Source organism: Haliea salexigens DSM 19537, from assembly GCF_000423125.1.
GTDB lineage: Bacteria > Pseudomonadota > Gammaproteobacteria > Pseudomonadales > Halieaceae > Haliea > Haliea salexigens.
Genome location: NZ_KE383979.1, coordinates 39,267 through 63,235 on the forward strand (window position 1 = coordinate 39,267; position 23,969 = coordinate 63,235).

At 62.7% G+C, this 23,969-nt stretch carries 20 protein-coding genes; 9 read left to right on the top strand and 11 right to left on the bottom strand.

The genetic code is table 11. From position 1 onward, the window contains the following. The first annotated feature begins 11 nt into the window (after positions 1 to 11). Positions 12 to 998, top strand: a complete 987-nt coding sequence (locus G533_RS23165; protein WP_051230740.1) for a Tll0287-like domain-containing protein — start codon at positions 12 to 14, stop codon at positions 996 to 998. Between the two features lie 120 nt (positions 999 to 1,118). On the opposite strand, the gene lnt is transcribed toward G533_RS23165, so the two are convergent. Genes lnt through miaB form a run of 5 tightly spaced genes read right to left on the bottom strand, consistent with a single transcriptional unit; the run spans position 1,119 to position 6,386 of the window. Continuing rightward, complete coding sequence (gene lnt / locus G533_RS0119665) at positions 1,119 to 2,630, bottom strand: apolipoprotein N-acyltransferase (RefSeq protein WP_027951353.1); 1,512 nt, start codon at positions 2,628 to 2,630, stop codon at positions 1,119 to 1,121. A gap of 3 nt (positions 2,631 to 2,633) precedes the next feature. Next, positions 2,634 to 3,479 carry a CorC family transporter gene (locus G533_RS0119670; RefSeq protein WP_027951354.1) on the bottom strand — a complete coding sequence of 282 codons (846 nt, stop codon included), beginning with the start codon at positions 3,477 to 3,479 and terminating at the stop codon, positions 2,634 to 2,636. Then, positions 3,476 to 3,958 carry an rRNA maturation RNase YbeY gene (ybeY, locus tag G533_RS0119675; RefSeq protein WP_027951355.1) on the bottom strand — a complete coding sequence of 161 codons (483 nt, stop codon included), beginning with the start codon at positions 3,956 to 3,958 and terminating at the stop codon, positions 3,476 to 3,478. Before ybeY ends, G533_RS0119670 begins: the two co-directional genes overlap by 4 nt. After that, the gene (locus tag G533_RS0119680) at positions 3,955 to 4,974 is read right to left on the bottom strand and encodes a PhoH family protein (protein WP_027951356.1); all 1,020 of its coding nucleotides are present in this window, start codon (positions 4,972 to 4,974) and stop codon (positions 3,955 to 3,957) included. Before G533_RS0119680 ends, ybeY begins: the two co-directional genes overlap by 4 nt. Positions 4,975 to 5,033: 59 nt before the next feature. Beyond that, the gene (gene miaB, locus G533_RS0119685; protein ID WP_027951357.1) at positions 5,034 to 6,386 is read right to left on the bottom strand and encodes a tRNA (N6-isopentenyl adenosine(37)-C2)-methylthiotransferase MiaB; all 1,353 of its coding nucleotides are present in this window, start codon (positions 6,384 to 6,386) and stop codon (positions 5,034 to 5,036) included. A 202-nt stretch (positions 6,387 to 6,588) separates the two neighbouring features. Between miaB and G533_RS0119690 the strand changes: the two genes are divergently transcribed. After that, on the top strand, positions 6,589 to 6,933 hold the full coding sequence (locus G533_RS0119690) for a DUF1820 family protein (RefSeq protein WP_035529419.1): 345 nt from the start codon (positions 6,589 to 6,591) through the stop codon (positions 6,931 to 6,933). Positions 6,934 to 6,983: 50 nt separating this feature from the next. Here G533_RS0119690 and G533_RS0119695 read toward each other — a convergent pair whose 3' ends face one another. Further along, entirely contained in the window at positions 6,984 to 8,261 is a 1,278-nt protein-coding gene (locus G533_RS0119695) for an aspartate aminotransferase type Ic (protein WP_027951359.1), read from the bottom strand. Positions 8,262 to 8,426: 165 nt separating this feature from the next. Between G533_RS0119695 and lon the strand changes: the two genes are divergently transcribed. Further along, the gene (gene lon / locus G533_RS0119700; RefSeq protein WP_027951360.1) at positions 8,427 to 10,847 is read left to right on the top strand and encodes an endopeptidase La; all 2,421 of its coding nucleotides are present in this window, start codon (positions 8,427 to 8,429) and stop codon (positions 10,845 to 10,847) included. Between the two features lie 521 nt (positions 10,848 to 11,368). Here lon and cmoB read toward each other — a convergent pair. Beyond that, positions 11,369 to 12,346, bottom strand: a complete 978-nt coding sequence (gene cmoB / locus G533_RS0119705; RefSeq protein ID WP_027951361.1) for a tRNA 5-methoxyuridine(34)/uridine 5-oxyacetic acid(34) synthase CmoB — start codon at positions 12,344 to 12,346, stop codon at positions 11,369 to 11,371. After that, complete coding sequence (gene cmoA, locus G533_RS0119710; RefSeq protein ID WP_027951362.1) at positions 12,343 to 13,074, bottom strand: carboxy-S-adenosyl-L-methionine synthase CmoA; 732 nt, start codon at positions 13,072 to 13,074, stop codon at positions 12,343 to 12,345. Before cmoA ends, cmoB begins: the two co-directional genes overlap by 4 nt. 111 nt (positions 13,075 to 13,185) lie before the next feature. Here cmoA and G533_RS0119715 point away from each other — a divergent pair, with 111 nt between their 5' ends. Then, positions 13,186 to 14,124 carry an aminotransferase class IV gene (locus G533_RS0119715; RefSeq protein WP_027951363.1) on the top strand — a complete coding sequence of 313 codons (939 nt, stop codon included), beginning with the start codon at positions 13,186 to 13,188 and terminating at the stop codon, positions 14,122 to 14,124. A gap of 4 nt (positions 14,125 to 14,128) precedes the next feature. After that, entirely contained in the window at positions 14,129 to 14,896 is a 768-nt protein-coding gene (locus G533_RS0119720) for a sulfotransferase-like domain-containing protein (protein WP_027951364.1), read from the top strand. Here G533_RS0119720 and G533_RS0119725 read toward each other — a convergent pair. Both G533_RS0119725 and G533_RS0119730 read right to left on the bottom strand, forming a co-directional pair. Beyond that, positions 14,893 to 15,963: a purine nucleoside permease gene (locus G533_RS0119725; protein ID WP_144079980.1), complete on the bottom strand. Its 1,071-nt coding sequence runs from the start codon at positions 15,961 to 15,963 to the stop codon at positions 14,893 to 14,895. The genes G533_RS0119720 and G533_RS0119725 overlap by 4 nt on opposite strands. Positions 15,964 to 16,038: 75 nt before the next feature. Then, entirely contained in the window at positions 16,039 to 18,198 is a 2,160-nt protein-coding gene (locus G533_RS0119730; RefSeq protein ID WP_027951366.1) for a TonB-dependent receptor, read from the bottom strand. A gap of 250 nt (positions 18,199 to 18,448) precedes the next feature. Here G533_RS0119730 and G533_RS23170 point away from each other — a divergent pair, with 250 nt between their 5' ends. Then, entirely contained in the window at positions 18,449 to 19,867 is a 1,419-nt protein-coding gene (locus G533_RS23170; RefSeq protein ID WP_051230742.1) for an amidohydrolase family protein, read from the top strand. Then, entirely contained in the window at positions 19,864 to 20,433 is a 570-nt protein-coding gene (locus tag G533_RS0119740) for a cupin domain-containing protein (protein WP_240472476.1), read from the top strand. The genes G533_RS23170 and G533_RS0119740 overlap by 4 nt, the downstream gene beginning before the upstream one ends. Here G533_RS0119740 and G533_RS0119745 read toward each other — a convergent pair. Next, positions 20,430 to 21,011, bottom strand: coding sequence for a phosphoribosyltransferase (locus G533_RS0119745; protein ID WP_027951368.1), 582 nt, complete (start codon positions 21,009 to 21,011; stop codon positions 20,430 to 20,432). The genes G533_RS0119740 and G533_RS0119745 overlap by 4 nt on opposite strands. 153 nt (positions 21,012 to 21,164) lie before the next feature. Between G533_RS0119745 and G533_RS0119750 the strand changes: the two genes are divergently transcribed. After that, positions 21,165 to 22,481, top strand: coding sequence for an NCS2 family permease (locus G533_RS0119750; protein ID WP_027951369.1), 1,317 nt, complete (start codon positions 21,165 to 21,167; stop codon positions 22,479 to 22,481). 30 nt (positions 22,482 to 22,511) lie between these two features. Continuing rightward, the gene (gene pepD / locus G533_RS0119755) at positions 22,512 to 23,954 is read left to right on the top strand and encodes a beta-Ala-His dipeptidase (protein ID WP_027951370.1); all 1,443 of its coding nucleotides are present in this window, start codon (positions 22,512 to 22,514) and stop codon (positions 23,952 to 23,954) included. Positions 23,955 to 23,969: the final 15 nt, after the last annotated feature.

The window sequence follows — 23,969 nt, forward strand, 5'->3', positions numbered from 1 at the left end:
GAAGGATCAAGATGAATGTCAGAATCGTTATTGCCGTTTGTCTGGCGGGTCTTATTGCGCCGCTGGCTGCCGTTGAACGCGCAGTGAGCGCCGAGGCGGCACGGGTGGACGGACCCGCGGTTGATCAAGCGAGGCTGACAGCCGGATTCCAGGCACTGGAATCAGCCTGTTTCAGTTGTCACAGCCCCGATGCGGCCGCAGGTAACCGTGTTGCGCCGCCCATGGCGGCGATCAAGCAGCACTACGTGCAAGCCGATACAGCCTATACCGAGTTCAGTCGCGCCCTGGCGACCTTCGTGCAGGACCCCTCCGCGCAGAATGCGCGCATGCCCGGTGCGATCAATCGCTTCGGGCTTATGCCCAAGCTGTCTTTTGATCCCGCTATACTGGAGGACATTGCCTATTACATCTACTACAGCCCCCTCGAAGCGCCGTCATGGTATGCGCAGCATTTCCAGGCTGAGCAGCAAAAGCGCCGACAGGCAGGCCGGCCCGCGCTGGTGACCGATGCAGATTATCTACGTCACGGCAGAAACATTGCGCTGCGCGCCAAGGCAACCCTGGGCAGCAACCTGAAGCAGGCCATCAGTGCGGGTGGCACGGTAGCGGCCATCGATTTCTGCCATACCAACGCCATTCCCCTCACCGAGGGGGCGTCAGCCGGGCAGGACGCTCTGGTCCGTCGCGTCAGCGACCGGCCACGCAACCCCGCCAATGCGGCCAACAGTACTGAGCTTGCCTATATTGCCGAGGCCAAATCCGCGCTGGCTGCGGGCGCTGAGCCACAGCCCGCCGTGCACCGGGTTGACGGAGAGGTGGTGGCGTATTACCCCATCGTCACCAACGGCATGTGTTTGCAGTGTCACGGCACGCCGGGCCAGGCGTTGGACGCCGCAACTCACAGCGCGCTGCAGGACCGCTATCCCGAGGATCAGGCGACAGGCTATGGCGCAGACGAGCTGCGGGGAATTTTCGTGGTATCGATGGACGCGCCCTAGAGTCTACAGCTGCACAGGCCTGTTTCAGCATGCGGTTGGCTCCGGTGTGATGAAACAGGCGCGGTTTACCAAAGTGCAGGCGAAGTTTCCAGCGCATTGGCAGGCCACTGTGACGGGTGTTCAGTCCCGCTCACGCCAGAGTGTGTGGTACACAACCAGCATCATCAGCAGGAGCAATACGCAGGCGGCCAGCACCGGTCGCGGCCCGTAGGTCGCCGCCGGTGTGCTGCCGAGCATGACGTGGGCTTCACCGCTGAGCAGTGCTTCTTCGAACTGGGGGCTGCGCTGCTGTATGCGGCCCTGATGGTCGATGATTGCAGACACACCGTTATTGGTGCCCCGCAACAGGTAGCGCCCCGTTTCCAGCGCGCGCATGCGTGCCATCTGCAGGTGCTGCAGGGGGCCGATGGAGGCGCCAAACCAGCTGTCGTTGCTGATGGTGACCAGTAGATCGGCGTTGCGCGCGCTGCGTGCTACCAGGCCGGGGTAGACGATTTCATAGCAGATGAAAGGCGCCACCCTAACCCCGGCGGCCAGCAGCAGGCTCTGGTCCGGCGGGCCTGCGGAGAAGCTCGACATGGGCATATCGAAGAAGGCGATGAGCCCGCGCAACCAGCTTTCCAGTGGAACGTATTCCCCGAAGGGCACCAGACGCTGTTTATGGTACACGCCGCTGCCGGCGCCGAGCGCCACAATGCTGTTGAAGTACGCGCTGTCGCCGGCCTCACGCCAGGGGATGCCGGTGATCAGCGTGCCTTCCTGCCGGGCAAAATCCTCGGCAACCGGATCGAGGTAATCGCGTGCCTGCTGGTAGAAGCGGGGCAGGGCGGATTCCGGCCACACGACAATGTCATGTCCCCTCTGTGCCGCGACAGCGCGACTGTACTGCTCCAGAATCCGTGGGTAGTGCGCCGGCTGCCACTTCAGGGCCTGCGGGATGTTGGGTTGATAGAGCGCCACGCGCAGTGGTTGCTCGGTTGCGGGGACCACCCACTCTACCACAGCGAGTGTACGCCCGCCCAACCACAGGATGCCGAGCACGGTGAGATAGGTCAGCAGGCCGGCGGGTTTCGGGTTGCGCCAGGCCAGGAACAGGCAGGCACCGCTGACGGCTACCGCAAATGACAGCCCGTACACCCCGACCGCGGGAGCCCAGCCGGCCAGCCAGGTATCCAGGTGAGCGTAGCCCAGGTAAAGCCACGGAAAGCCCGTGAGTAGCCAGCTGCGCAGGCCCTCAAAAAGCACCCAGAGCGCGCCGAAGCCGACCAGCATGCCGCCCGGCAGGGGCCTGATCCAGCGCGTGTAGCACCAGGCAAACAGGCTGTGCAGCAGCGCCAGGCCGGCACAGAACAGCGCCGTGAGCAGTGCGGCCAGGGGCACGCCGGCATAGCCGTACACATGGATGCTGACGTAAACCCAGGAGACGCCGCTGCCGAACATGCCGAGTCCGAACAGCCAGCCACGCCACAGGGCCTGGCGCGGCGAGCAGGTGCTCAGGAGATAGCAGTACAGCGCACAACTGGCGATGCCCGCCGGCCACAGGTCGAAGGGTGCGAACGACAGTGTGACCAGGCCACCGGCCAGCAGTGTCAGCAGTGTGATCCAGGCCGGGCGCAGCCCGTTTTCAGGCATGAATCAGCCGCCCAGAGGCCGCATGCGCAGGCTGTGGATCTTGCGCTGATCGGCGTTGATGACCTTGAACTCGAAGTTCTCGATGCAGGTGACTTCGTTGCGCGCGGGCATGTGCCCGAAGGCCTGGATAACCAAACCGCCGATGGTATCGAACTCCTCGTCGCTGAAGGTGGTGCGGAAGTGTTCGTTGAAATCCTCGATGGGTGTCAGCGCCTTGATAAAGTAGTCGCCCTCGCCGATGGTGCGGATGAAGTGGTCCTCGTCCACGTCGGTCTCGTCTTCGATGTCGCCGACGATTTCCTCCAGCACGTCTTCAATGGTCACCAGGCCGGCAACACCGCCATATTCATCAATGACGATAGCCATGTGGTTGCGGTTCTCGCGGAATTCGCGCAGCAGCACGTTCAGCCGCTTGCTCTCCGGTACTACCACCGTGGGGCGCAGCAGCGTCTCCATGCGGAACTCGCTGTGATCCTTGTTGAGCAGCTCCGGTAGCAGGTCCTTGGCCAGCAGGATACCCTGGATATCGTCGGGGCTCTCGCCGATCACCGGGTAGCGCGAGTGGGCGGAGTTAATAATCTGTGGCAGGATCTCCTCCAGCGTTGACTCCGCCTTGATCACCACCATTTGCGCGCGTGGAATCATGATGTCGCGCGCCTGCATGTCGCTGACCTTCATGGCGCCTTCCATGATGCTGCGCGCATCCTGGTCGATAACCTCGTTTTCGGCGGCGATGGCGAGAACGCCTTCGAGGTCGCGGCGATTGTTGGGTTCCGACGAGAACAGCAAGGCTATTTTCTCGAGCCAGGAGCGGTCTCCGGGCTCGCTGCCAAATCGATCTTCGCTCATGGGTTGACGGGCTCCTCGGAGGCAGTGTCTGGGTAGGGGCAGGGGAATCCCAGGGTGGCCAGGATGGCCGTTTCCAGGTCTTCCATTTCGGTGGCTTCAGCCTCGCAGATGTGGTCGTAGCCCAGCAGGTGTAGCGCGCCGTGCACGGTCATGTGGGCCCAGTGTGCGGCTGCGGGTTTGCCCTGTTCGACGGCTTCCCGGGCGACCACAGGGGCGCAGATGACGATATCGCCCAGCAGCGGCAGCTGCAGGCTCTCCGGCAGATCGGCCGGAAAGGACAGCACGTTGGTGGGGCCCGGCTTGCCGCGGTAGTGTTGGTTGAGTTGTGCCATTTCCTCTGCACCCACCAGGCGCAGGCAAAGCTCCGGAGTGGCATTGCTGGCCCGACCCTGCAGGGTGGTTTGCAGCCAGTGCCTTAAGTCGTCCTCCTCGGGAACCGGCTCGGTACAGGCGGTCTGGATGTCGATGTGGCTGTTCATGGCCGGGTCTTGTCGAGCGGTGTCGCCCTGTCCTCGTAGGCATCGTAGGCTTCAACGATACGCTGCACCATGGGGTGGCGCACCACATCCTTGTTGCCGAACCAGGTGAAGCCGATACCCTCGACATCGGCGAGGATGTTGCCTGCATGGGTCAAACCCGACTGAATGCCCTTGGGCAGGTCAATCTGGGTGGCGTCCCCGGTGATCACCGCCGTGGAGCCGAAGCCGATGCGGGTGAGGAACATTTTCATCTGCTCACGCGTGGTGTTCTGGGCTTCGTCGAGAATGATGAAGGCGTTGTTCAGCGTGCGGCCGCGCATGAAGGCCAGCGGCGCCACTTCGATAACATTGCGCTCGATGAACTTATTCACTGTTTCAAAGCCGAGCATTTCGTACAGGGCGTCGTACAGGGGGCGCAGGTAGGGGTCGATTTTCTGGCTCAGGTCGCCGGGCAGGAAGCCCAGCTTCTCGCCGGCCTCTACAGCCGGGCGCACCAGCAGGATGCGTCGCACGCGCTCCTCCAGCAGTGCTTCCACGGCGCAGGCGACCGCAAGATAGGTCTTGCCCGTGCCGGCCGGCCCGATACCGAAATTGATGTCGTGCTGCTTGATGGTGCGCACGTAGCCCTGCTGGTTCTTGCCGCGGGGTTTTACCGACGCACGCTTGGTGCGAATAACCTGAATGGCCTCAATGGGAGCGCCTGCGGGGTCTTCGGCCAGCATCTCGATTCCCGCCTGCTGCAGTTGCAGGTGCAGTGACTCCGGGCTCAAGCCAACGCCTTGGCATACCTCGCTGTACAGGTTCTCCAACAGGCTGCGGCCGGCATTGACTGCGCCGGGCGGCCCGCTGAGCAGGAACTGGTTGCCGCGGGCTGCAATACCGATGCCCAGGCGGGACTCGATCTGGCGCAAATGGCCGTCGAACTGGCCGCAGAGCATGGCCAGATGGCGGGTGTCATTCGGTTCCAGGGTGAGGCTTGACTGTGTCGACTCGGGGGTCGGAGATTCGCTGTTCAAATCGCTCGCGGGCCGCTAGGGCATGTGGTCATGGGTTTAAGGATATACGGCTGTGCCGACTAGTCAACCGCGCGCAACAGCGGCGCCTGTGCCAGCTGGCCACGCAGTGAGTTCGGCAGCGCGTCGACAATCTCAAGGTCGGCAAATGCGCCGATCAGGCTGCGGTCGGTACAGTGGAAATTCACCACCCGGTTGTTCTCGGTCCGGCCCTGCAGTTCGCCCGGGTCCTTCTTCGAGACACCGGTGACCAGCACGCGCTGCACCGTGCCCACCATACGACGGCTGATGGCCTGTGCTTCCTGCAGAATACGGGATTGCAGAACCTGCAGCCGCTGCTTCTTGGTGGCCTCATCAGTGGAGTCGGGCAGCTCTGATGCGGGTGTGCCGGGGCGCGCGCTGTAAACGAAGCTGAAGGATGTATCGAAGCCGATGTCTTCAACCAGTTTCATGGTGGCGGCGAAATCCGTCTCTGTCTCGCCCGGAAAACCGATGATGAAATCGGAGGAAATGCTGATATTCGGGCGTATGCGGCGCAACCGGCGGATTTTCGACTTGTATTCCAGCGCCGTATGGCCGCGCTTCATGGCCATGAGAATACGGTCCGATCCACTCTGCACGGGCAGGTGGAGATGGTCGACCAGTTGCGGAATTTCGGCGTAGGCGTCAATCAGGGCATCGCTGAACTCGACCGGGTGCGAAGTGGTGTAGCGGATACGCTCAATGCCGGGAATGCGTGCCACCAGGTGCAACAGCTCGGCAAAATCCACGACCTCGCCGAGGTGGTTGGCACCCCGGTAGGCGTTCACGTTCTGCCCGAGCAGGTTGACCTCGCGTACGCCCTCGCCGGCGAGGTGTGCCACTTCTGCGATGACATCGTCGACGGGCCGCGACACTTCTTCGCCGCGGGTGTAAGGCACGACGCAGAACGTACAGTACTTGCTGCAGCCCTCCATGACCGAGACAAAGGCGGTGGGCCCTTCAACACTGGGCTCTGGCAGGCGATCGAATTTTTCGATTTCCGGGAAGCTGACATCGACCACCAGGGTCCCACCGGGACCGCGCTGCTCCATCATCGCGGGCAGCCGGTGCAGGGTTTGCGGCCCGAAAACGAGGTCGACATACGGCGCGCGCTTGCCGATCTCGGCCCCCTCCTGGCTGGCGACGCAGCCGCCCACGCCGATGATCAGGTCGGGATTTTTCTGCTTCAAATGCTTCCAGCGGCCCAGCTGGTGGAACACCTTTTCCTGGGCTTTTTCACGAATCGAGCAGGTATTGAGCAGCAGGACATCCGCTTCTTCAGGGTTGTCCGTGGGCGTGAGACCGTGGCTGGCCTGCAGCAGATCGCGCATGCGCGCCGAGTCATACTCGTTCATCTGGCAGCCGTGGGTCTTGATGTACAGCTTTTTGCTCACTGAGCCTCGTCGGCGCACCGCAGTCGGTTTCTGGCCGGTTGTTGTAAAAAGGGGGGTGAATTATACAGATTCACACCGCGGAAACCTAGCCAGCCCGGGTGGCAGATAGTGGTAATTTGTGCGGGGAGTGGTAACATCGCCCCCCCCCGGTTTTAGCGCACTTGCCGCGGAGCCGCCCGGCGCAACGCCTCACGAGGACAGCATGGCCAACCAACCTGTGTACAAGGTGATTTTCCACAACGCGAACCAGGTGTTCGAAGTGTTCGCGCGCCAGATCTACCAGAGCGACATGTGGGGCTTCATCGAAATCGAGGAGTTCGTCTTCGGCGAGCGTTCACAGATTCTTGTCGACCCCAGTGAGGAAAAGCTGAAGCATGAGTTCAGCGGGGTCAAACGCAGTTACATCCCCCTGCAGGCGATTATTCGCATCGACGAGGTGGACAAGGAAGGCACGGGCAAGATATCCGAGGCCGCCCCCGGTTCACGCAGCAACGTCACCGCCTTCCCCGTGCCCGGCATGCAGCCCCACCACAGCGGCGACGACTGACCGCCGGCAGTGCGCCTGCCACCCCGTGACAGGCGCCCGTACACCCCCTTCTAGCGGCTCAGTCGCTGCTTGATCGAGGCGATTTTCACGCACAACACGAACACGTCCACGCTCGCCTGTACATCGTCCTGCGCCGGGAAGCTGGGTGAGAGCCTGATATTGCGGTTATCCGGGTCCTTGCCGTAGGGAAAGGTGGCACCGGCCGGTGTGAGCTTCACACCGACATTGCCCGCGAGTGCCACAATCTCTGATGCCAGCCCCGGCAGCGCGTCGAAAGAGACAAAGTAGCCGCCCTGCGGGGTCGTCCAGTTGCCCATGCCACTGCCGGCCAGTTCTCGCTCGAGCGTGCCGAGTACCGCATCGAAACGCGGCTTGAGCAGTGCCGCATGTCGGCTCATGTGGGCGTTGAGGGTCTCGCTGTCCTTGAGGAACCGCACGTGACGCAGCTGATTGACCTTGTCCGGGCCGATAGTCTGGAACGCGAGGTGGGCCCGGAAGGCGGCAAGGTTGCGCTCGCTGCTGCCGACGAACCCAACACCCGCGCCGGCGAAGGTGATCTTGGATGTGGACCCGAACTGGAAAATGCCGTCCATAGTCCCGAGCTCGCGCGCGTGGGCGGCGATGCTGGCCAGAGCGGGGGCGTCATCCTGCAGGGTGTGTACCGCGTAGGCGTTGTCCCACATGACGATAAAGCTGGCGGACGCGACCTGCGGCAGGCCTGCGAGGCGCTTTACAGTCTCCGCACTGTAGACGCAGCCGGTGGGGTTGGAAAAGCGGGGTACACACCAGATGCCCTTGATATCGGCGTCGGCGGCAACCAGGGCCTCCACCTGGTCCATATCCGGGCCTGAATCGAGCAGACGCACGGGGATCATCTCGATGCCGAGGTATTCACACACGGAAAAGTGGCGGTCGTAACCGGGTACCGGGCACAGGAACTTCACCTGTGCCCGATTGCCCCAGGCGGAATCCGCGCCGCGCAAGCCCTCGCGCAGGGCGAAGTCCATGACCTGATACATGAGGGTCAGGCTGCTGTTGCCGCCGACCAGTGTCTCCTCCGGCGCCGTACCCAGCACCTCGGCAAACAGGGCGCGCGCCTCGGGCAGGCCCTCAAGGCCGCCGTAGTTGCGAGCATCACTGCCGTCCGCCGCGCGGTAGTTGCCGTCCAGAATACCGTCCAGCGCGTCGGACAGCGCAACCTGTGCCGCGCTGGGTTTACCTCGGGTGAGGTCCAGGTTCAGGTTTTTCGCTGCCAGTGCGTCGTACTGTTCGTGGAGATCGGCAAGCGCAGCGCGCAGTTCGGCTTCAGTGGCCTTGTCAATATGCACTGTGGACTCCTGTGTCAGTCGTGCGGTTTGAAGTGCGATTCAACTGTCGCCAGTATACTCCCAGCGCCGGCCGCTGAAAAATGGCTCTGTGGCTGCTCTCTTGAAATACCGCGCGCCGAGCCCATATCTGGCGGATACCCCGGCAGTTGAAACAGGCAGGCAAGCATGAGCAAGGCCCCGAAATTTGCACCAGACGAGGCGGACATACACGCCACAGGGTCCCAGGCCCCGGCAGTGGCGAGCGATATGCTCCCCGATACGCTGTATGTGATTCCGGTACCGCAGCGCCCGTTTTTCCCCGGTCAGGTGCAGCCCGTTGCGATCAACCCGCAGGAGTGGGCTCCCACGCTGGAGGCCATCGCCGCGGAAGGACACGGACTGGTGGGCTTGAGTTACGTGGAGCAGCAGGGCTCCGACAGCATCGGCCCCCGTCAGTTTCCGGAAATAGGCTGTGTTGCGCGCTTGCACCGGCCACCCGGCGCCAATGGCCCCGGGCAGTTCCTGGTGCAGGGGGTGAAGCGTTTCCGTATCGTGCGCTGGCTCACGGATTCTGCGCCCTATCGGGTGCAGGTGGAGTACCCGCGCAGCTCGGGCGATCGCGACAGTGACGAGGTCAAGGCCTATGCCATGGCGCTCATCCAGCAGATCAAGGAACTGCTGCCACTGAACCCGCTGTACAGCGAAGAGCTGAAGCACTACATGGCCAACTTCAGCCCCAACCAGCCCAGCCTGCTGGCGGATTTCTCCGCCGCCCTGACCACCGCCAAAGGTGACCAGCTGCAGGAAATTCTCGATACGCTGCCCCTGCTGGCGCGCATGGAAAAAGTGCTGGTGCTGCTGCGCAAAGAGCGCGAAGTGGCCGAGATGCAAACCCATATCACCAGCCAGGTGAATGAAAAGGTCTCGGAGCAGCAGCGACAGTTTTTTCTGCGCGAACAGCTGAAGGTCATCCAGAAAGAACTCGGCCTGTCCAAGGATGATCGCAGCACCGACCTGGAGCTCTTCGAAGAGCGGCTGGCCGCCCTGAAGCCAACAGAGTCCGTGCGCGAGCGTATCGCCGAAGAGTTGCACAAGCTTTCGGTGCTGGAGAGTGGCTCCCCCGAGTACGGTGTCACCCGCAACTACCTTGACTGGGCCACGCAAGTTCCCTGGGGTATTCACTCAGAGGACCAGCTCGAACTCGGCCATGCGCGGGAGACACTCAACGCGCATCACGATGGCCTGGATGACGTCAAACAGCGCATCCTCGAGTTCCTTGCAGTGGGCGCCTTCAAGGGCGAGATCAGCGGCTCCATTCTCTTGCTGGTTGGCCCGCCCGGTGTGGGCAAAACCAGCATCGGCCGCTCCGTGGCTGATGCTCTGGGACGGGAGTTCTACCGCTTCAGTCTCGGAGGCATGCGCGACGAAGCGGAAATCAAGGGTCACCGCCGTACCTACATTGGGGCGATGCCGGGCAAGTTCGTGCAGGCACTCAAGGACGTGAAAGTGGCCAACCCGGTGATCATGCTGGATGAGATCGACAAGATTGGCGCATCCTTTCAGGGCGACCCCGCGTCGGCCCTGCTGGAAGTGCTGGACCCGGAACAGAACGCTGAATTTCTCGATCACTACCTGGATATGCGCGTGGACCTTTCCAAGGTGCTGTTTATCTGCACCGCCAACCAGATCGACAGCATTCCCGGACCACTGCTGGACCGCATGGAAGTGCTGCGCCTGGCCGGTTACATCGCCGAGGAAAAGCTGGCCATAGCGCGCAACCATCTGTGGCCGCGGCTACTGCAGCGGCATGGCCTCAAGGCCGACCAGCTGAAAATAAACGACGCCGCGCTGAAAACCGTGATCGAGAGCTACTGCCGCGAAGCCGGTGTGCGCAACCTTGAAAAGCAGCTGGCACGCATCATCCGCAAATCCATTGTCGGCCTGCTGGAGGGCGGCGAGCGGCGCGTGCGCATCGGCAAGAAGGATATTGAAACCTTGCTGGGTCAACCGGTGTTCCACACTGAGAAGCTGTTGCGCGGCCCGGGGGTTGCCACCGGACTGGCCTGGACGGCCATGGGCGGGGCCACGCTGGCGATCGAGTCCTCCAAGGTGCACACCCTGAACAGCGGCTTCAAGCTTACGGGGCGCCTGGGTGAGACCATGCGCGAGTCAGCGGAGATTGCCTACAGCTATGTGGTGGCGCACCTGCGGGATTTCGACTGCGACTACGATTTCTTCGACACCAGCCTGGTGCACCTGCACGTGCCGGAGGGTGCCACGCCGAAGGACGGCCCCAGTGCGGGCATTACCATGGCGACTGCACTCATTTCCCTGGCGCGTAATGAGCGGATCAAGAGACCGCTGGCGATGACGGGGGAGTTGACCCTGACTGGTCTGGTGCTGCCGGTGGGAGGCATTCGCGAGAAGGTGATTGCGGCGCGACGCATGAAGATACCCGAGCTGATCCTGCCTGCGGCCAACCGGCGTGATTTCGATGAGTTGCCGGCGTATTTGCAGGAGGGGCTGGAGGTTCGGTTTGCGCGCAATTACCGGGAGGTGTTTGAGTATGTGTTTCATGAGCATCGTCGGGAGAAGGCGTTGCATTGAGGGTGGGGTGCGCTCGGGCGTCGGGTTGGGCTCCGGCTTGAGCTCCGGCTTGGGAGTGGTGCCGGTGTGGGCGATCCCGACCGATGGGGGACACGCCGCAAGTACGTCCATGTAGGCTCGGCGGCGGCCATCCATGGCCGCCGACGGTCCCCCACCGGCCGGGATCGCCCACCCCGGCACATTCGGCTTGGGTGGTGAAGTCTGGCATTAGAGGCGCGGGGTGCGGCGCGGCTTGAGGGTGAGCTCTGGCGTTATTAGTCGAGGAAGCGCTACGTATTCGGGAATTCTCGTGCCACTGGGCGAGTGGCTCAGGGAAACTCGAAAACAAGTTCCGGCACCACAAGCCCAATGCGCAGGGTGGCGCGGCGGATGGGGGCGAGCGGGACTGTAGGAAACAGGGATGTTTCCTTCAAGCCCCCATGGATGGGTTCACGGCGTGTCCCGCTCGCCCCCATCCGTTGCGCCGCCCGCCACCACGCCTGTGCCATCCGTCGAGCCGCTCGCCGAGCTAGCCAGCAGCATCACGGCGCCCGAGCCGTCACCACAGCCCGCATCGGCGCCGGATACCCCTCGATCGTGCGCGTGGCATCCTCGGGGTCGAGAAAGTCAGCCAGCGACTGAAAGCGCATCCACTCGGTCTGCCGCTGCTCCTCGACGCGGGTGACCGAGACATCTACCAGCTCCACATCGCGAAACTTCAACTTCCGCAGCCAGGATATCAGCGTATCGGGGCTGGGCAGGAACCAGACGTTTCCCATGCGCGCATAGCGCCCCTCGGGTACCAGGGTGGCGCCCAGTGGTCCGTCGATGACCAGCGTTTCCAGAATCAGCTGCCCGCCGGGCCGCAGGCAGTTGCGCAGCTCCTGCAGGTGATCTATCGGCGAGCGGCGGTGGTACAGCACACCCATGGAAAACACACTGTCAAACGCTTGCAGATTGGCGGGCATATGTTGAATGCCCAGCGGTAACACCCAAACACCGGGGTGCTGCAGGTATTTCTGTAACGCCCAGTACTGCACGACAAACAGCGGCGTAGGGTCGATACCGATGACTTCCCGGGCCCCGGCGCCGGCCATGCGCCAGCAGTGGTAGCCGCTGCCGCAGCCGACGTCGAGTACGCGGCGGCCATTGAGGTCGTCGAGGCCGGGCAGCAGTCGCTCCCACTTCCAGTCGGAGCGCCACTCGGTGTCGATGTGCACGCCGAACAGGTCGAAGGGCCCTTTGCGCCAGGGATGCAGGCGCTGCAGGGTGTCGCGCAGGGCGGAGGTCTGTGCCTCGTCCAGTTCGGGCTGTCGGTCGGCTCCCACGCGGGCGCTGTCGAGCCTTCGAGTTGTCGCTGTGATATCGGGCAGGGCCGCGAGGGCTTCGAGCCAGCGCGGGAGGTCGCCGTAGCGTTCGACGGCAAGGCCGCTGGCGATTTGCGTGTGCAGACGCTCGGCCCAGGGTGCCAGTAGGACGTCCTGTTGCCAGCGGTCTATCAGCGGTCCGTAGTCGATCATTTAAGCGCTATCAGTGAGGCGAAGTTAAAGCACTGGAACCACACATCACAGCTGCCAAAACCGGCGTCGTGGCAGCGCTTGCGGTGCTGCTGCAGTGTTTCGCGCCGCAGGAAGCCGTCCAGCGCATCGCGTTTCTGCGCAATTTCCAGGTCGCTGTAACCGTTGGCGCGCTTGAAGTCGTGGTGCAGGTCGATGTTGAGGGCGTCGAGGTGCGGGTCCTCGAAGGTGACTTTCTCCGAGAGCACCATGATGCCCCCCGGTCGCAGGCCGTGGTAGATGTGCTGAATGACGGCGTCGCGTTCTTCGCGGGCGATGAACTGCAGGGTGAAGTTGAGCACCACCACCGAGGCATCGGTGACAGGTACGTCCTGCAGATTGCTGCACACAAGATCCACCGGGACGTCGTGGCTGTCGGTATCGATAACGCCCCGGCAGCGTTCAAGCATTGCGGCGGAGTTGTCGACGCCGACAATCCGGCAGTCACCGTGTTGCACGTTCTGGCGCATGGCGAGGGTGGACGCGCCGAGGGAACAGCCGAGGTCGTAGAGGCGGCTGCCCGGTGTGGCGAAGCGCCCTGCGAGCAGGCCGGTCATGGCGATGATGGTGCTGTAGCCGGGTACGGAGCGGCGGATCATGTCCGGGAACACCTGTGCCACCCGGTCATCGAAGCGGAATGCGGTCGGCTCGGGTACGGGGTGAGCGTAGATGTTGTCGCGTTGTTCGGCCACGGGTAGTGCCTGCCTGGGTGTTTTGGAGGTGGCGCGATTTTACCACGGATGTACTTGCGGCCCGAATAGCGCACAATAGCGCGCGCAGAAAACCGTTCCGGGAGCACAGGTATGAAAGGCACGCATGAGTACGCGGGCGATCCGCGCAATGAAACTATCCTCATCGAGATCAATGGCACGATTGTGCCGCGTGCCGAGGCGCGTATTTCGGTGTTCGACTCGGGGTTTATCCTGGGCGATGGCGTGTGGGAAGGTCTGCGTGTCGAGGGCCATACGGTGCTGTTTCTCGAACGGCACCTGGAGCGCCTGTTCGAGGGCATGAAAACACTGGACTTCCAGCCCGATTTCAGCCGCGAGGACCTGGCCGCCCGGTTGTACGCGTTGCTGGCGGCAAACGGCATGCACGATGGCGTGCACATTCGGCTGATGGTGTCCCGGGGTGTGAAGGCAACGCCCTACCAGGACCCACGCATGACGATTACGCCACCGACGGTGGTGATCATTCCCGAATACAAAGAGGCGCTGCCCGAGGTGGTGGAGAAGGGCGTGCGGTTGTATACGGTGTATGTGCGCCGCGGCTACTCGGACGTGCAGGACCCGGCGCTGAACACACACTCGAAGCTCAATTGCATTGGCGCCTGCATCCAGGCGACCAAGGCCGGTGCCGACGAGGCGCTGATGCTGGACCCACACGGGTTTGTCGCGACCTGCAACTCGACACACTTTTTCATTGTACGCCGCGGTGAAATATGGACCTCGACCGGAGACTACTGCCTCGACGGCATCACGCGCGGCAAGGTGCTGGAAATGGGTCGCGAGCTCGGCCTCACCGTGCGCGAGACCAATTTCACGCTCACTGATGTGTATAACGCTGAAGAAGCATTTGTGACCGGTACCTTTGCCGGCCTGGTGCCGGTGACCGAGGTGGATGGCCGCACGATTGGCGAGCCCGATGCAGGGCGCCCGGTTATCAAGCGCCTGCAGGGGCAGTACCGGGAAACGGTCGCGCGCTACATCGCCGGCCCCGGCCAGCTGCATCCGCGGGGTTAGCCACATGCAGACGCTTCGACTGGCCATGTGGTCTGGCCCGCGCAATATCAGCACGGCGTTGATGCGCGCGTTCGAGAACCGGGCTGATTGCGCGGTGGTGGATGAGCCGTTTTACGGCTATTACCTGCAAGCCACCGGTTTGGACCACCCGGCCGGCGAAGCAGTGAAGGCGAGCATGAGTTGCGACTGGCGTGAAGTGGCGCGTCAGTTGTGTGAGGAATTGCCGGCCACCGCAGACCGGGACCGCTGTACCCTGTTCTACCAGAAGCACATGACGCAGCATATCCTGCCGGCGATGGACATGGCCTGGACGGACGGCCTGGTGAACTGCTTCCTGATTCGTCAGCCGCGCCGGATCATCGCGTCCTACGCGCGCGTGCGTCCCGAGTTTGCGCTCGACGAGCTGGGTTTTGTGCAGCAGTGGGAGCTGTTCCAGCGCGTTGCGGACCGGCTCGGTGCAGCGCCCCCGGTGATCGATTCCGCGGCGACGCTGGCCGACCCCGAAGGCGTGTTGCGGGCGCTGTGCGAACGCGTGGGCATTCCCTTCAGTGCAGCGATGCTCAGCTGGCCCGCTGGTAGCCGCGATAGCGACGGCGTGTGGGCGCCGCACTGGTATGCCGCGGTAGAGGCATCAACCGGGTTCCAGGCGGTGAACGAGCAGCCCCTGGCTGAAGTGGCGCTGCCGCCGCAGTGCGAAGCCATGTGCGAGCAGGCGGAAGCGATTTACGCCCGACTCTCCGCACACGCTTTGGGCAGCGCTGTCCGGGGTTAGTTGGCGGCAGGTATCTTCTGGGCGTGCTGCTCCCAGTTGGCCAGCAGTGTGTCGATGACCTTCCTGCCCACCTGGTAGGCGTTTTCCAGCGCTGCATCCAGACCCGCGTAGCTGTCATGCTGTTCTTCCAGCAGATACGCCGCAGCGGTTTTGCCCGGTGGTGGCAGGGTGAAGTTGGAGGCGGTGCGCAGTACCATCACCCGGTCTTTATCCACCTTGCCGGCCGCGTCGAGGTAAGTGAGTGATTGAAAGGTACCGGTGTCTTCCATGGCGGAGCTGACGAACTCGCCCTGGCCGTCAGTCCAGTATTTGACCCACTCGTTGGCCCAGTCATTGAGCAGTTCACCGTGCCAGAAGGTCATGGCGGCCAGCTGATCTCCCTTGATCACCCGTGGTGGCTGTTGTCCGACCGGGTAATCGACATAGGGCTTGCGCGCTGCCTCAAGCGTGGGGTGGTCGGGCAAGGCCATGTCTTTGGTCAGTCCGTAGGCCCAGTCGACCAGCCCGGTGTTGAGCCGGAAGACTTCGCCCAGGTTGTAACTCTTGCGTGAGGCGTCTTCTGGCCCCTGGCTGAACAACGGGAAATAGCCATGATTCCATCCCTCGGGGATTTCGCGGCTGTCGATTTCGTGCGCCAGATCGCCGTCAACCAGCCATTCAGCCCAGGCCACCGAACCCAGCGAGGCGTCCGCTGGATCGAAGCCGGAAATGCCGGCAACCAGCCAGTAGGCCTGGCTCAGGTCAAAGCGTGGGTCCAGGCCCAGTGCCATGACGCTGGCGGCGGCGTTGGCAGTGCCCATACCAGTGACGATACCGAGCACGCCGGATTCCAGGTTCATGTGTATGTCGTGGTGCATGTGCGGTGCAGGGAAGCGCGTATCCAGCGGCACACGTTCGTACCAGCGCTGGAATTCTCCCGCCTTGTCGCCGGTGTCGGCGCCGGTTTCAAACATGGTGACCACCACGACCTTGACCGGAATTGGCGCGGTGCTGTTTGTGTCAGCGGCGCCGGCACCGACACTGGCAAAAAATGCGGTTAGTAGTGTAAGCAAAGCGGCTTTCATCATGACCTGCTGTCCTCTGGGTTTGGCATGCAGGCGGGTCGACGTTTTTGCGCCGGCCCGCCCATTGTAGTCAGGCCTTTAGAACGCGCTGGAGAGTGACAAACCCCACACGCGCGGCTCGTTGGTGAAGCCCGTCAGGTTATTGAAGTCGATGGCACCCTGTACGTTTTCCTCGTCGGTGATATTGCGGCCAAACAGCGCCACCTCATAGCTGCCATCGCGCAGCCGCCAACCGAGGCGCACGCCGCCCTCGAACTGGCCGTCGGTCACGAACTCCGCCGCGTCATAGAGGAACAGCTGCGTGTCGCCCTGGTAGGACCAGTCGGTAAACGCGAACACTTCAGATTCACGGCCTACCGGCATGCTCCAGGCGGCGCTGAAGTTGAAGGTGGTTTCGGGTGCCTGCGGGAACGGGTTGCCATCGACAAACACCAGTCCGTCGGCATCGACGGGGTTGCGAATGGTGCAGGCGCCGCTGCCACAGGGCCCAACGCGCAGCCCGCTGTCATTGATCTCGGTGTCGGCGTAGCCGGCGCCGAAGGTTAACGACAGGTTGTCGGTCACCGCCCATTCCAGGTCGAGCTCACCGCCCATGCCTGTGCCCTGCTCGGCGTTTACCAGCTGAATGGCGTTGTTGGTGCCACCCACGGCGGTGAACTGAATGTCGTCGACCTCATAGTAGAACAGCGCCGCGTTCAGGCGCATACGCCCCTCGAGATATTCCGCCTTGTAACCCAGTTCATAGGAGATGACCGTTTCTGAATCGGCAATCGAGGGCGCAGCACCAAATGCCACATCGCGCCCCTGAATAGTGGGCGCGCGGAAACCGGTGCCCACTTTGGCCCAGTACAGCGAGGCGTCATCCGCCGCGAACGAGATCGCCAGGTCGCCGGTGACCTGGTCGTCCGAGACGCTTTCCTCGAAGCCCGGTGCGAAGAAGTCCTTTTCATCGTCAGTCCAGCGCAGGCCCGCGGTCAGGGTCCAGGCATCGCTGAGGGCATAGTCGGCCTGGCCGAAAATGGCGATGGACGTGTTTTCGTGGGTCACCGTGGTGGCCGGCACGAAGAACGGGCTGGTTTCCACATCCAGGTCAGAGTCGAAGTAGAACAGGCCGGTTTGCCAGTTCAGTCGCGCGCCGCTGTTGCTGGCGAGGCGCAATTCCTGGGTGAACTGCTGCACATCCGCCGCATCCTGTGTTTGCGAGGGGAAGGGTATGAAACCGGGCCCCATGAAGGGCAGGAACGCCGCTCCGAAGCCGCCATCGATATCCCCCAGGCTGCGCCCCTTGGCATCTTCTCCCGCGGTGATGGAGGTGAGTGTTACGGCGTCAAAAGCGTATTCCAGTTTCAGGTTGAGTCCGGTGTTCCGGTACTCCTGGGGGTTGTTGTCGCCCTCGTCGAAGAACACCGTGTCGCGAATGTAGTTTTCGTTCAGGCTGTTGCTGCCGGTATCGAAAATATTGGCGCGGAATACGGCGGCGGTGCCGTCGAGATCGCGGTGGTGGGCGCCGAGCAGGGCGCTCAGCCGGTCGTTGGGCTCAAACAGCAGGAAACCCTTCACGGCTTTTTCGGTAAAGCCCCCCAGCGCGTCGTTTTCACCGGTAAAGCCGTTATTGATCCAGTCGCCGCGGCTCTGGTACAACACGGCGATGCGACCGGCGACGGTATCGGTCAGGCCACCGCCCACGGCGCCTTCGAAGTTCAGGGTGTCCAGCTCGCCGATATCGACCTTGGCGCGGCCTTCGAGGTCACGGGTCGGTTTGCGGGAGTCGAACTTGACGATGCCCGCTGTGGTGTTTCTGCCGAACAGGGACCCCTGCGGCCCGCGCAGCACTTCCACCTGCTCCACGTCGAACAGCGGAAAGCTCTTCAGCACAACGTTTTCCTTCACTACATCGTCCATAATGATGGAGACGGGCTGCGATGCCGCCAGGTCGAAGTCGATATTGCCCAGTCCGCGCATGTAGAAACGGGGCGCCGCACGGCCATTGGAAGACTCGACGTACAGTCCGGGAACACGGGCCGACAGGCCGCGAATATCGGCGCCGCCTTCAAAAATGGCGCTGAAACGCTCACCAGACAGGGTGGCGACGGAAAGCGGCACGTCGAGCAGGCTCTGCTCGCGCTTCTGGGCCGTGACGATGATTTCTTCCAGCTGCGCCATCGCCGGCGCGGTTGCGGTAGTGGCGGCGGCGATGGCTGCGGTGAGGGCCAACCGGGATACGGTTATGCGCTTCATGAGTAAGTCTCCTGAATGATCGGGATGGATGCTGAGAGTTGCAGTCTTGCAGAGCGCAAAATGGGGTCTGGTGCCCGCGGGTGGCCTTGACGGCTCATGGGGTGAAATTTACGCTGTTGGGCTGATGCGTGCAGCCCCGCATGGGAAAAATACCAGTATTTGACCCTGTTGAAATCAACGCCAAGCTGGGCAGTAGCGTTGGAAACCCGGAATCTGGCCTGTGCCCCATACCCTGGGGAGGAGAAGTGGTGTGTTGAAGGTTTTTATACCGTGTTTCCTGGCCGCTGTGCTGGCCAGCCCGCTGGCCGTGTGGGCGGCGTCCGCACAGCAAGCCGACCTCATTGTCTACGGCGACTACGTGCTCACCATGGACGAAGCGCAGCCACAGCTGCGGGACGGCGCCGTGGTGGTGCAGGGCGATCAGATTGTCGATGTGGGCCCTCGTGCGCGCATCGACGCCGGTTGGCGCGCAGTGTCGACGATTTCGGGAGCGGGGCGAGTGTTGATGCCCGGGTTGGTAAACGGCCACACGCATTCGGCCATGACGCTGTTTCGTGGCATGGTTGACGACCTCGATCTCATGACCTGGCTCAACCAGTACGTTTTCCCCATGGAAGGCCGTTTCGTGACACCGGAGTTCGTGCGCGTGGGCGCTCAGCTGGCCTGCTGGGAAATGATCCGCGGCGGCACCACAACGTTTGTCGACATGTACTTTTATCCCGACGAGATAGCCACGGTCGTCGAGCGCTGTGGCCTGCGCGCAGTGGTCGGTGCACCGCATATTGACTACCCCAGCCCGGGATTCAGTGGCTGGGACGACTCCTTTGCTGCCGCTGACGAGTTCGTTCAGCGTTGGCAGGGAAAGCACCCGCGGATCACGCCGGCGTTTGCGCCACACGCGCCCTATACAGTCTCCCCGGAACACTTGCAGGCCACGGTGGAGAAAGCCGCGGCGCGTGGCGCACCTATCAGCATGCATCTGGCAGAGGCCCCGGCGGAGCGCGACTATGTGATGGAACAGTTCGGTACCACCCCGGTGCAGCACGTTGCCGGGCTCGGCATGTTCAACTCGCCACTGATTGCGGCGCACATGGTGCAACTTGACCCGCGCGATATCGCGCTCACCGCCTCCGCCGGCGTGGGGGCTATTCACAACCCGACGTCCAACATGAAGCTGGGTGCGGGTATTGCGCCCGTCAGCGCCATGCTCGCCGCCGGGGTCAATGTTGGCCTGGGGACTGATGGCGCCGCCTCCAACAACGATCTGGACCTGTGGGAAGAGGTGCGTATGGCGGCCCTGCTGCACAAAGTCGCAAGCGGCGACCCCACCGCGCTACCGGCGAGCCAGGCACTGGCCATGGCCACCCGGCTGGGCGCGGCTGCCATCCACAAAGAAGGCGAAATCGGCCAGTTGAAGGCGGGCATGCAGGCAGACATGATTCAGTTGGACGTCAGCCAGACCCACCAGCTGCCGCTGTATGATGTGCAATCGCACCTCGTGTATGTGTTGGACAGCGACGATGTACAAACCACGATAGTTGCCGGCGAGGTACTGATGCAGGACCGCAAGGTGCTCACCATCGACGAGCAGGGCCTGCGCGCCAACGTCACCCAGATCAGCGGTCGTATCCACGAGGCGCTGCAAGCCGGGCAGGAGGACGCATTGTGAAATGGGCTCGGGTATTACTGGCCTGTGTGGCCGCAGTGGCCACCGGCGGGGCGTGTGCTGACGATACCGGTGCGGGTAGTGGCAAGGCGGCGATCATCGCGGCCCTGGGGCTGGAGCCGCACGTTGAGGGAGGCTATTTTGCCCGTACGTTCCAGCCCGATCACCGGCCCAAAGTGGCTACCCCGGCGGGGCCCCGCTACACCATGACGGCGATCCACTACCTGCTCACTGATGATTCACCTATCGGGCACCTGCACCGGAATGAGTCCGATATAGTGCACTTCTATCACCTGGGATCACCCGTGTACTACTACCTGTTGCATCCGGACGGCCGTCTGGAATCCGCCGTGCTGGGCCCGGATCTGGCAGCCGGCCAGCGCCTGCAGCTCACGGTGCGGGGCGGTGTGTGGAAAGCTTCCCATCTGCCCTCGGGTGAGTATGGGCTGATCAGTGAAGCGGTGGCACCCGGGTTCGATTACGCCGATATGGCACTGGGCAAGCGTGCAGCACTGCTCGAGGCATTTCCGCAGCACGCCGACATCGTGCGCGCCTTCACCCGCGACTAGCGGTTGCCGGCAGTCTGCAACTGTTGCTGCAGCGGCCCCATGATGCTGGCGAGCTCGGGTTTGTTGGCGCGAATCTCCTCCAGGGTCAAACCGTGCAATTCATGCGGGAATACCAGCCAGTCAGCGGTTTCATGGATGTAATACTCCGGCACGCGGTCTGTCCTGTTGTTGCCGGGTTTGTAGTAGGGCGTGGCGATGCGGATCTCCGGCGTATTTTTTTTGCAGGCACTGTGCAGGTCGAGGATCACCTGATCGATGGACAGCCCTGTGTCGTGTACGTCATCGACGATCAGCAGTGAATCCTCCGACTCCAGCTGGCGGATTATGTAGCTCAGGCCGTGTACCTTCACATGGCGGTCACGCTGGCCGATGCCGGTGTAGGAGGAGGTGCGGATGGCGATGTGGTCTGCGTTTACCCCCAGCACATCCAGCAGTTCCTGCACCGCGATACCGACCGGCGCACCACCACGCCACACGCCGACGATGTAGTTGGGGCGATAGCCGCTCTCGTAGACCTGCCACGCCAGTTTGAATGAATCTTCCAGCAATTGCTGGGCGCTGATGTAGTGCTTGTGCATCGGTTCTGTGTCCCTGGTGATCATCGTGGCTGCCGGCTGTGAGGCTACCATAGCTCGGGGGGCAGCGACTGCACTATGGTGCCACTCGCGGTGATTGCGTACACTCTGGCTTCTCGCGCCGCGCGCACATTCGCAGAGGAATCAGGCCACCCGATGAAGCAGGCTAACGTGGCCAACGGCCTTCTTGAACGCTTTTTCAAGCTGTCTGAGCACGGTACCTCGGTGCGTACCGAGGTTATTGCCGGGGCGACCACGTTCGTCACCATGGCCTATATCATTTTCGTCAACCCGCAGTTGATGGCAGCGGCGGGCATGGACGCCTCTGCTGCCTTCGTCGCGACCTGCCTTGCCTCAGCGCTCGCCTGCTATTTCATGGGCCTGTACGCCAACTGGCCGGTCGGCCTGGCGCCTGGCATGGGTCTCAATGCGTTCTTTACCTACACCGTCGTTGCCGATATGGGCTACAGCTGGCAGGTGGCACTGGGGGCGGTATTTCTAGCCGGTGTGCTGTTTGTCATCATGAGCATTACCCGCCTGCGCCGCTGGATGCTGGACAGCATTCCGATGAATCTGCGTGTGGCGATGGGGGCCGGCGTGGGGTTGTTTGTGGGGTTCATCGGCCTCAAAAGCGGCGGTGTGATTGTGGCCAGCGAAGCCACATTGCTCACCCTGGGCGACTTCACCCGCCCCGAGCCGTTCCTCGCCGCTCTGGGTTTTCTGCTGATTGCGGTGCTCTCTGTGCGTCAGGTTCGCGGCGCCATCATCGTCGGTATTCTTGTGACCACGGGGCTTGCGTTGCTGTTTGGGCTGGTGGAATACCGCGGCCTGGTGGCGGCGCCACCGAGTATGGCGCCAGTCTTCATGCAGCTGGACATCATCGGGGCGCTCGACCTCGCGATGGTCAGCGTGGTCATTGCCTTCCTGTTCGTGAACCTGTTCGACACCGCCGGAACCCTGCTGGGCGTGGCGAGTCGTGCCGGGCTTGTCGATGCGCAGGGCAACATCAAACATCTGGATCGCGCCCTGAAAGCCGACAGCACCTCCAGTGTGGTCGGCGCCTTCCTCGGCTGCGCTCCGGTGACCAGCTATGTGGAGAGTGCTACCGGTGTGGCGACGGGTGGGCGCACCGGGCTGACCGCGGTTGTGGTTGGCACGCTGTTTCTGGCTGCGATCTTTTTTGCGCCACTCGCCGGGATGGTGCCCGCTTTTGCCACGGCCGGTGCGTTGGTGTACGTGGCCATGCTCATGCTGAGCAGCTTGCAGGGCCTGCTCTGGGATGACCTGACCGAGCTTCTGCCGGCGCTGGTCACCGTCGTGATGATTCCGCTGTCCTTTTCCATTGCCAACGGCATTGCCGTGGGCTTTATCAGTTACGCGGTGATCAAGTTATTCGCGGGCCGCTATCGCGACATTTCCCCGGGCGCGTGGTTTCTCGCCGCCATATTCATCGCCAAATTTGCGCTGATGTAAGTGCAGTATAAGTAGCGGGAGGAGCGCGTCATGAAGCCGCGGGATTTTCCGGTTGATCCGGAACATATCTGGGAGCATTTCTACCAGCTGACCCGTATTCCCAGGCCTTCCAGGGCGGAGGCGGCAGTGCGCGACTACGTGATCGGCCAGGCCGAGGCCCACGACTGCCGCTGGCAGCTGGATGCTACCGGCAATCTGGTGGTGTATGTGCCGGCATCTCCCGGACGCGAGGGGCACGCCACCGTGATTATCCAGAATCACCTGGATATGGTGACGGTAAAAACCGGCGACAAGCAGCACGACTTCTATCGCGACCCCCTGCAGCTGAAAGTGGAGGATGGCTGGCTGCTGGCCGATCGCACCACGCTGGGCGCAGACAACGGGCTGGGCTGCGCGGCGGCGCTGGCCCTGCTCACCGACCCGGATGTGCAACACCCGCCACTGGAGCTTTTGTTCACTGTGGATGAGGAGACCGGCCTCGGCGGCGCGCTGGGCCTGGATGCCTCACTGCTCAGCGGGCGTGTCATGCTGAACCTGGATACCGAGGACTGGCACGAGCTGTACGTGGGCTGTGCCGGTGGTGCTGGCTGGGTGTTTTCGCGGGATTATGGCGTGCAGTCCCCGGCGGCGGAATTCGGCTGCTGGACGCTGGAGTTGAAGGGGCTGGCCGGTGGCCATTCGGGTATCGAGATTCACCTGCAACTGGGCAATGCGCTGAAGCTGCTGGTGGAAGCGCTGGATCCTGTTGGCTCACTGCAGCTGGCTGCGGCCAGTGTGGGTGTGGCGCACAATGTCATTCCGCGTGAGGGCAGCATCAGCTTCGCCTGTAGCAGCGCCGATGCGGAAGCCCTGCAACGGCGTCTGGAGGGGCTGCAACAGCGTTGGCGGAGTTACCTGCCCGCGGCGGATCACAGCCTCGAATTGCTGCTTTATCCGTGCGCACCCGCCAAGGTGATGAGCAACGCCAACAGCCGTGATCTGTTGCGTGTGCTCGCGGCGCTGCCGCACGGGGCGCAGGCCTACAGCCTTGAGCAACCGGCCGATCTGGTTGACTTGAGTATCAACCTGGCACGCCTGCAGCTTGCGGCGGGCAAACTGGAGCTGGAGTCCAGCCTGCGTTTCTTCAACCCGGAGCAGGCCGCTGGCTTGCGTATGGCGGTCGAGGGGCTGGCGCAGCTAGCGGGGCTGCATATGAAGCGCATTGCAGGGTACCCCGGATGGCAGCCGGACTTTGCCAGCCCGCTGTTGGCGCGGGGCAAGGCACTGCACGAGCGCCTGTTTGACAGCGTACCCGCGGTGAAGGCGATTCACGCCGGCCTGGAGTGCGGTATATTGAAAAGCAAACTCCCCGATGCCGACATCCTGTCCTTCGGCCCCACAATCCGCGGTGCGCACTCGCCAACAGAGCGCTTGTGCATCGCTACTGTGGCGCCGTTTTGGCGCTACCTTACCGCCCTGTTGGCGGAACTCTAACTCAGGAGATTGTCC

Bases quoted from the DNA above. Each gene is read 5' to 3' on its own strand.
- G533_RS0119725 (WP_144079980.1), bottom strand. From the start codon at position 15,963: ATGATGAAAGCCGCTTTGCTTACACTACTAACCGCATTTTTTGCCAGT.
- lnt (WP_027951353.1), bottom strand. From the start codon at position 2,630: ATGCCTGAAAACGGGCTGCGCCCGGCCTGGATCACACTGCTGACACTG.
- G533_RS0119715 (WP_027951363.1), top strand. From the start codon at position 13,186: ATGAAAGGCACGCATGAGTACGCGGGCGATCCGCGCAATGAAACTATC.
- G533_RS0119730 (WP_027951366.1), bottom strand. From the start codon at position 18,198: ATGAAGCGCATAACCGTATCCCGGTTGGCCCTCACCGCAGCCATCGCC.
- G533_RS0119745 (WP_027951368.1), bottom strand. From the start codon at position 21,011: ATGCACAAGCACTACATCAGCGCCCAGCAATTGCTGGAAGATTCATTC.
- G533_RS0119670 (WP_027951354.1), bottom strand. From the start codon at position 3,479: ATGAGCGAAGATCGATTTGGCAGCGAGCCCGGAGACCGCTCCTGGCTC.
- G533_RS0119690 (WP_035529419.1), top strand. From the start codon at position 6,589: ATGGCCAACCAACCTGTGTACAAGGTGATTTTCCACAACGCGAACCAG.
- G533_RS23165 (WP_051230740.1), top strand. From the start codon at position 12: ATGAATGTCAGAATCGTTATTGCCGTTTGTCTGGCGGGTCTTATTGCG.
- lon (WP_027951360.1), top strand. From the start codon at position 8,427: ATGAGCAAGGCCCCGAAATTTGCACCAGACGAGGCGGACATACACGCC.
- ybeY (WP_027951355.1), bottom strand. From the start codon at position 3,958: ATGAACAGCCACATCGACATCCAGACCGCCTGTACCGAGCCGGTTCCC.
- pepD (WP_027951370.1), top strand. From the start codon at position 22,512: ATGAAGCCGCGGGATTTTCCGGTTGATCCGGAACATATCTGGGAGCAT.
- G533_RS0119750 (WP_027951369.1), top strand. From the start codon at position 21,165: ATGAAGCAGGCTAACGTGGCCAACGGCCTTCTTGAACGCTTTTTCAAG.
- cmoB (WP_027951361.1), bottom strand. From the start codon at position 12,346: ATGATCGACTACGGACCGCTGATAGACCGCTGGCAACAGGACGTCCTA.
- G533_RS0119720 (WP_027951364.1), top strand. From the start codon at position 14,129: ATGCAGACGCTTCGACTGGCCATGTGGTCTGGCCCGCGCAATATCAGC.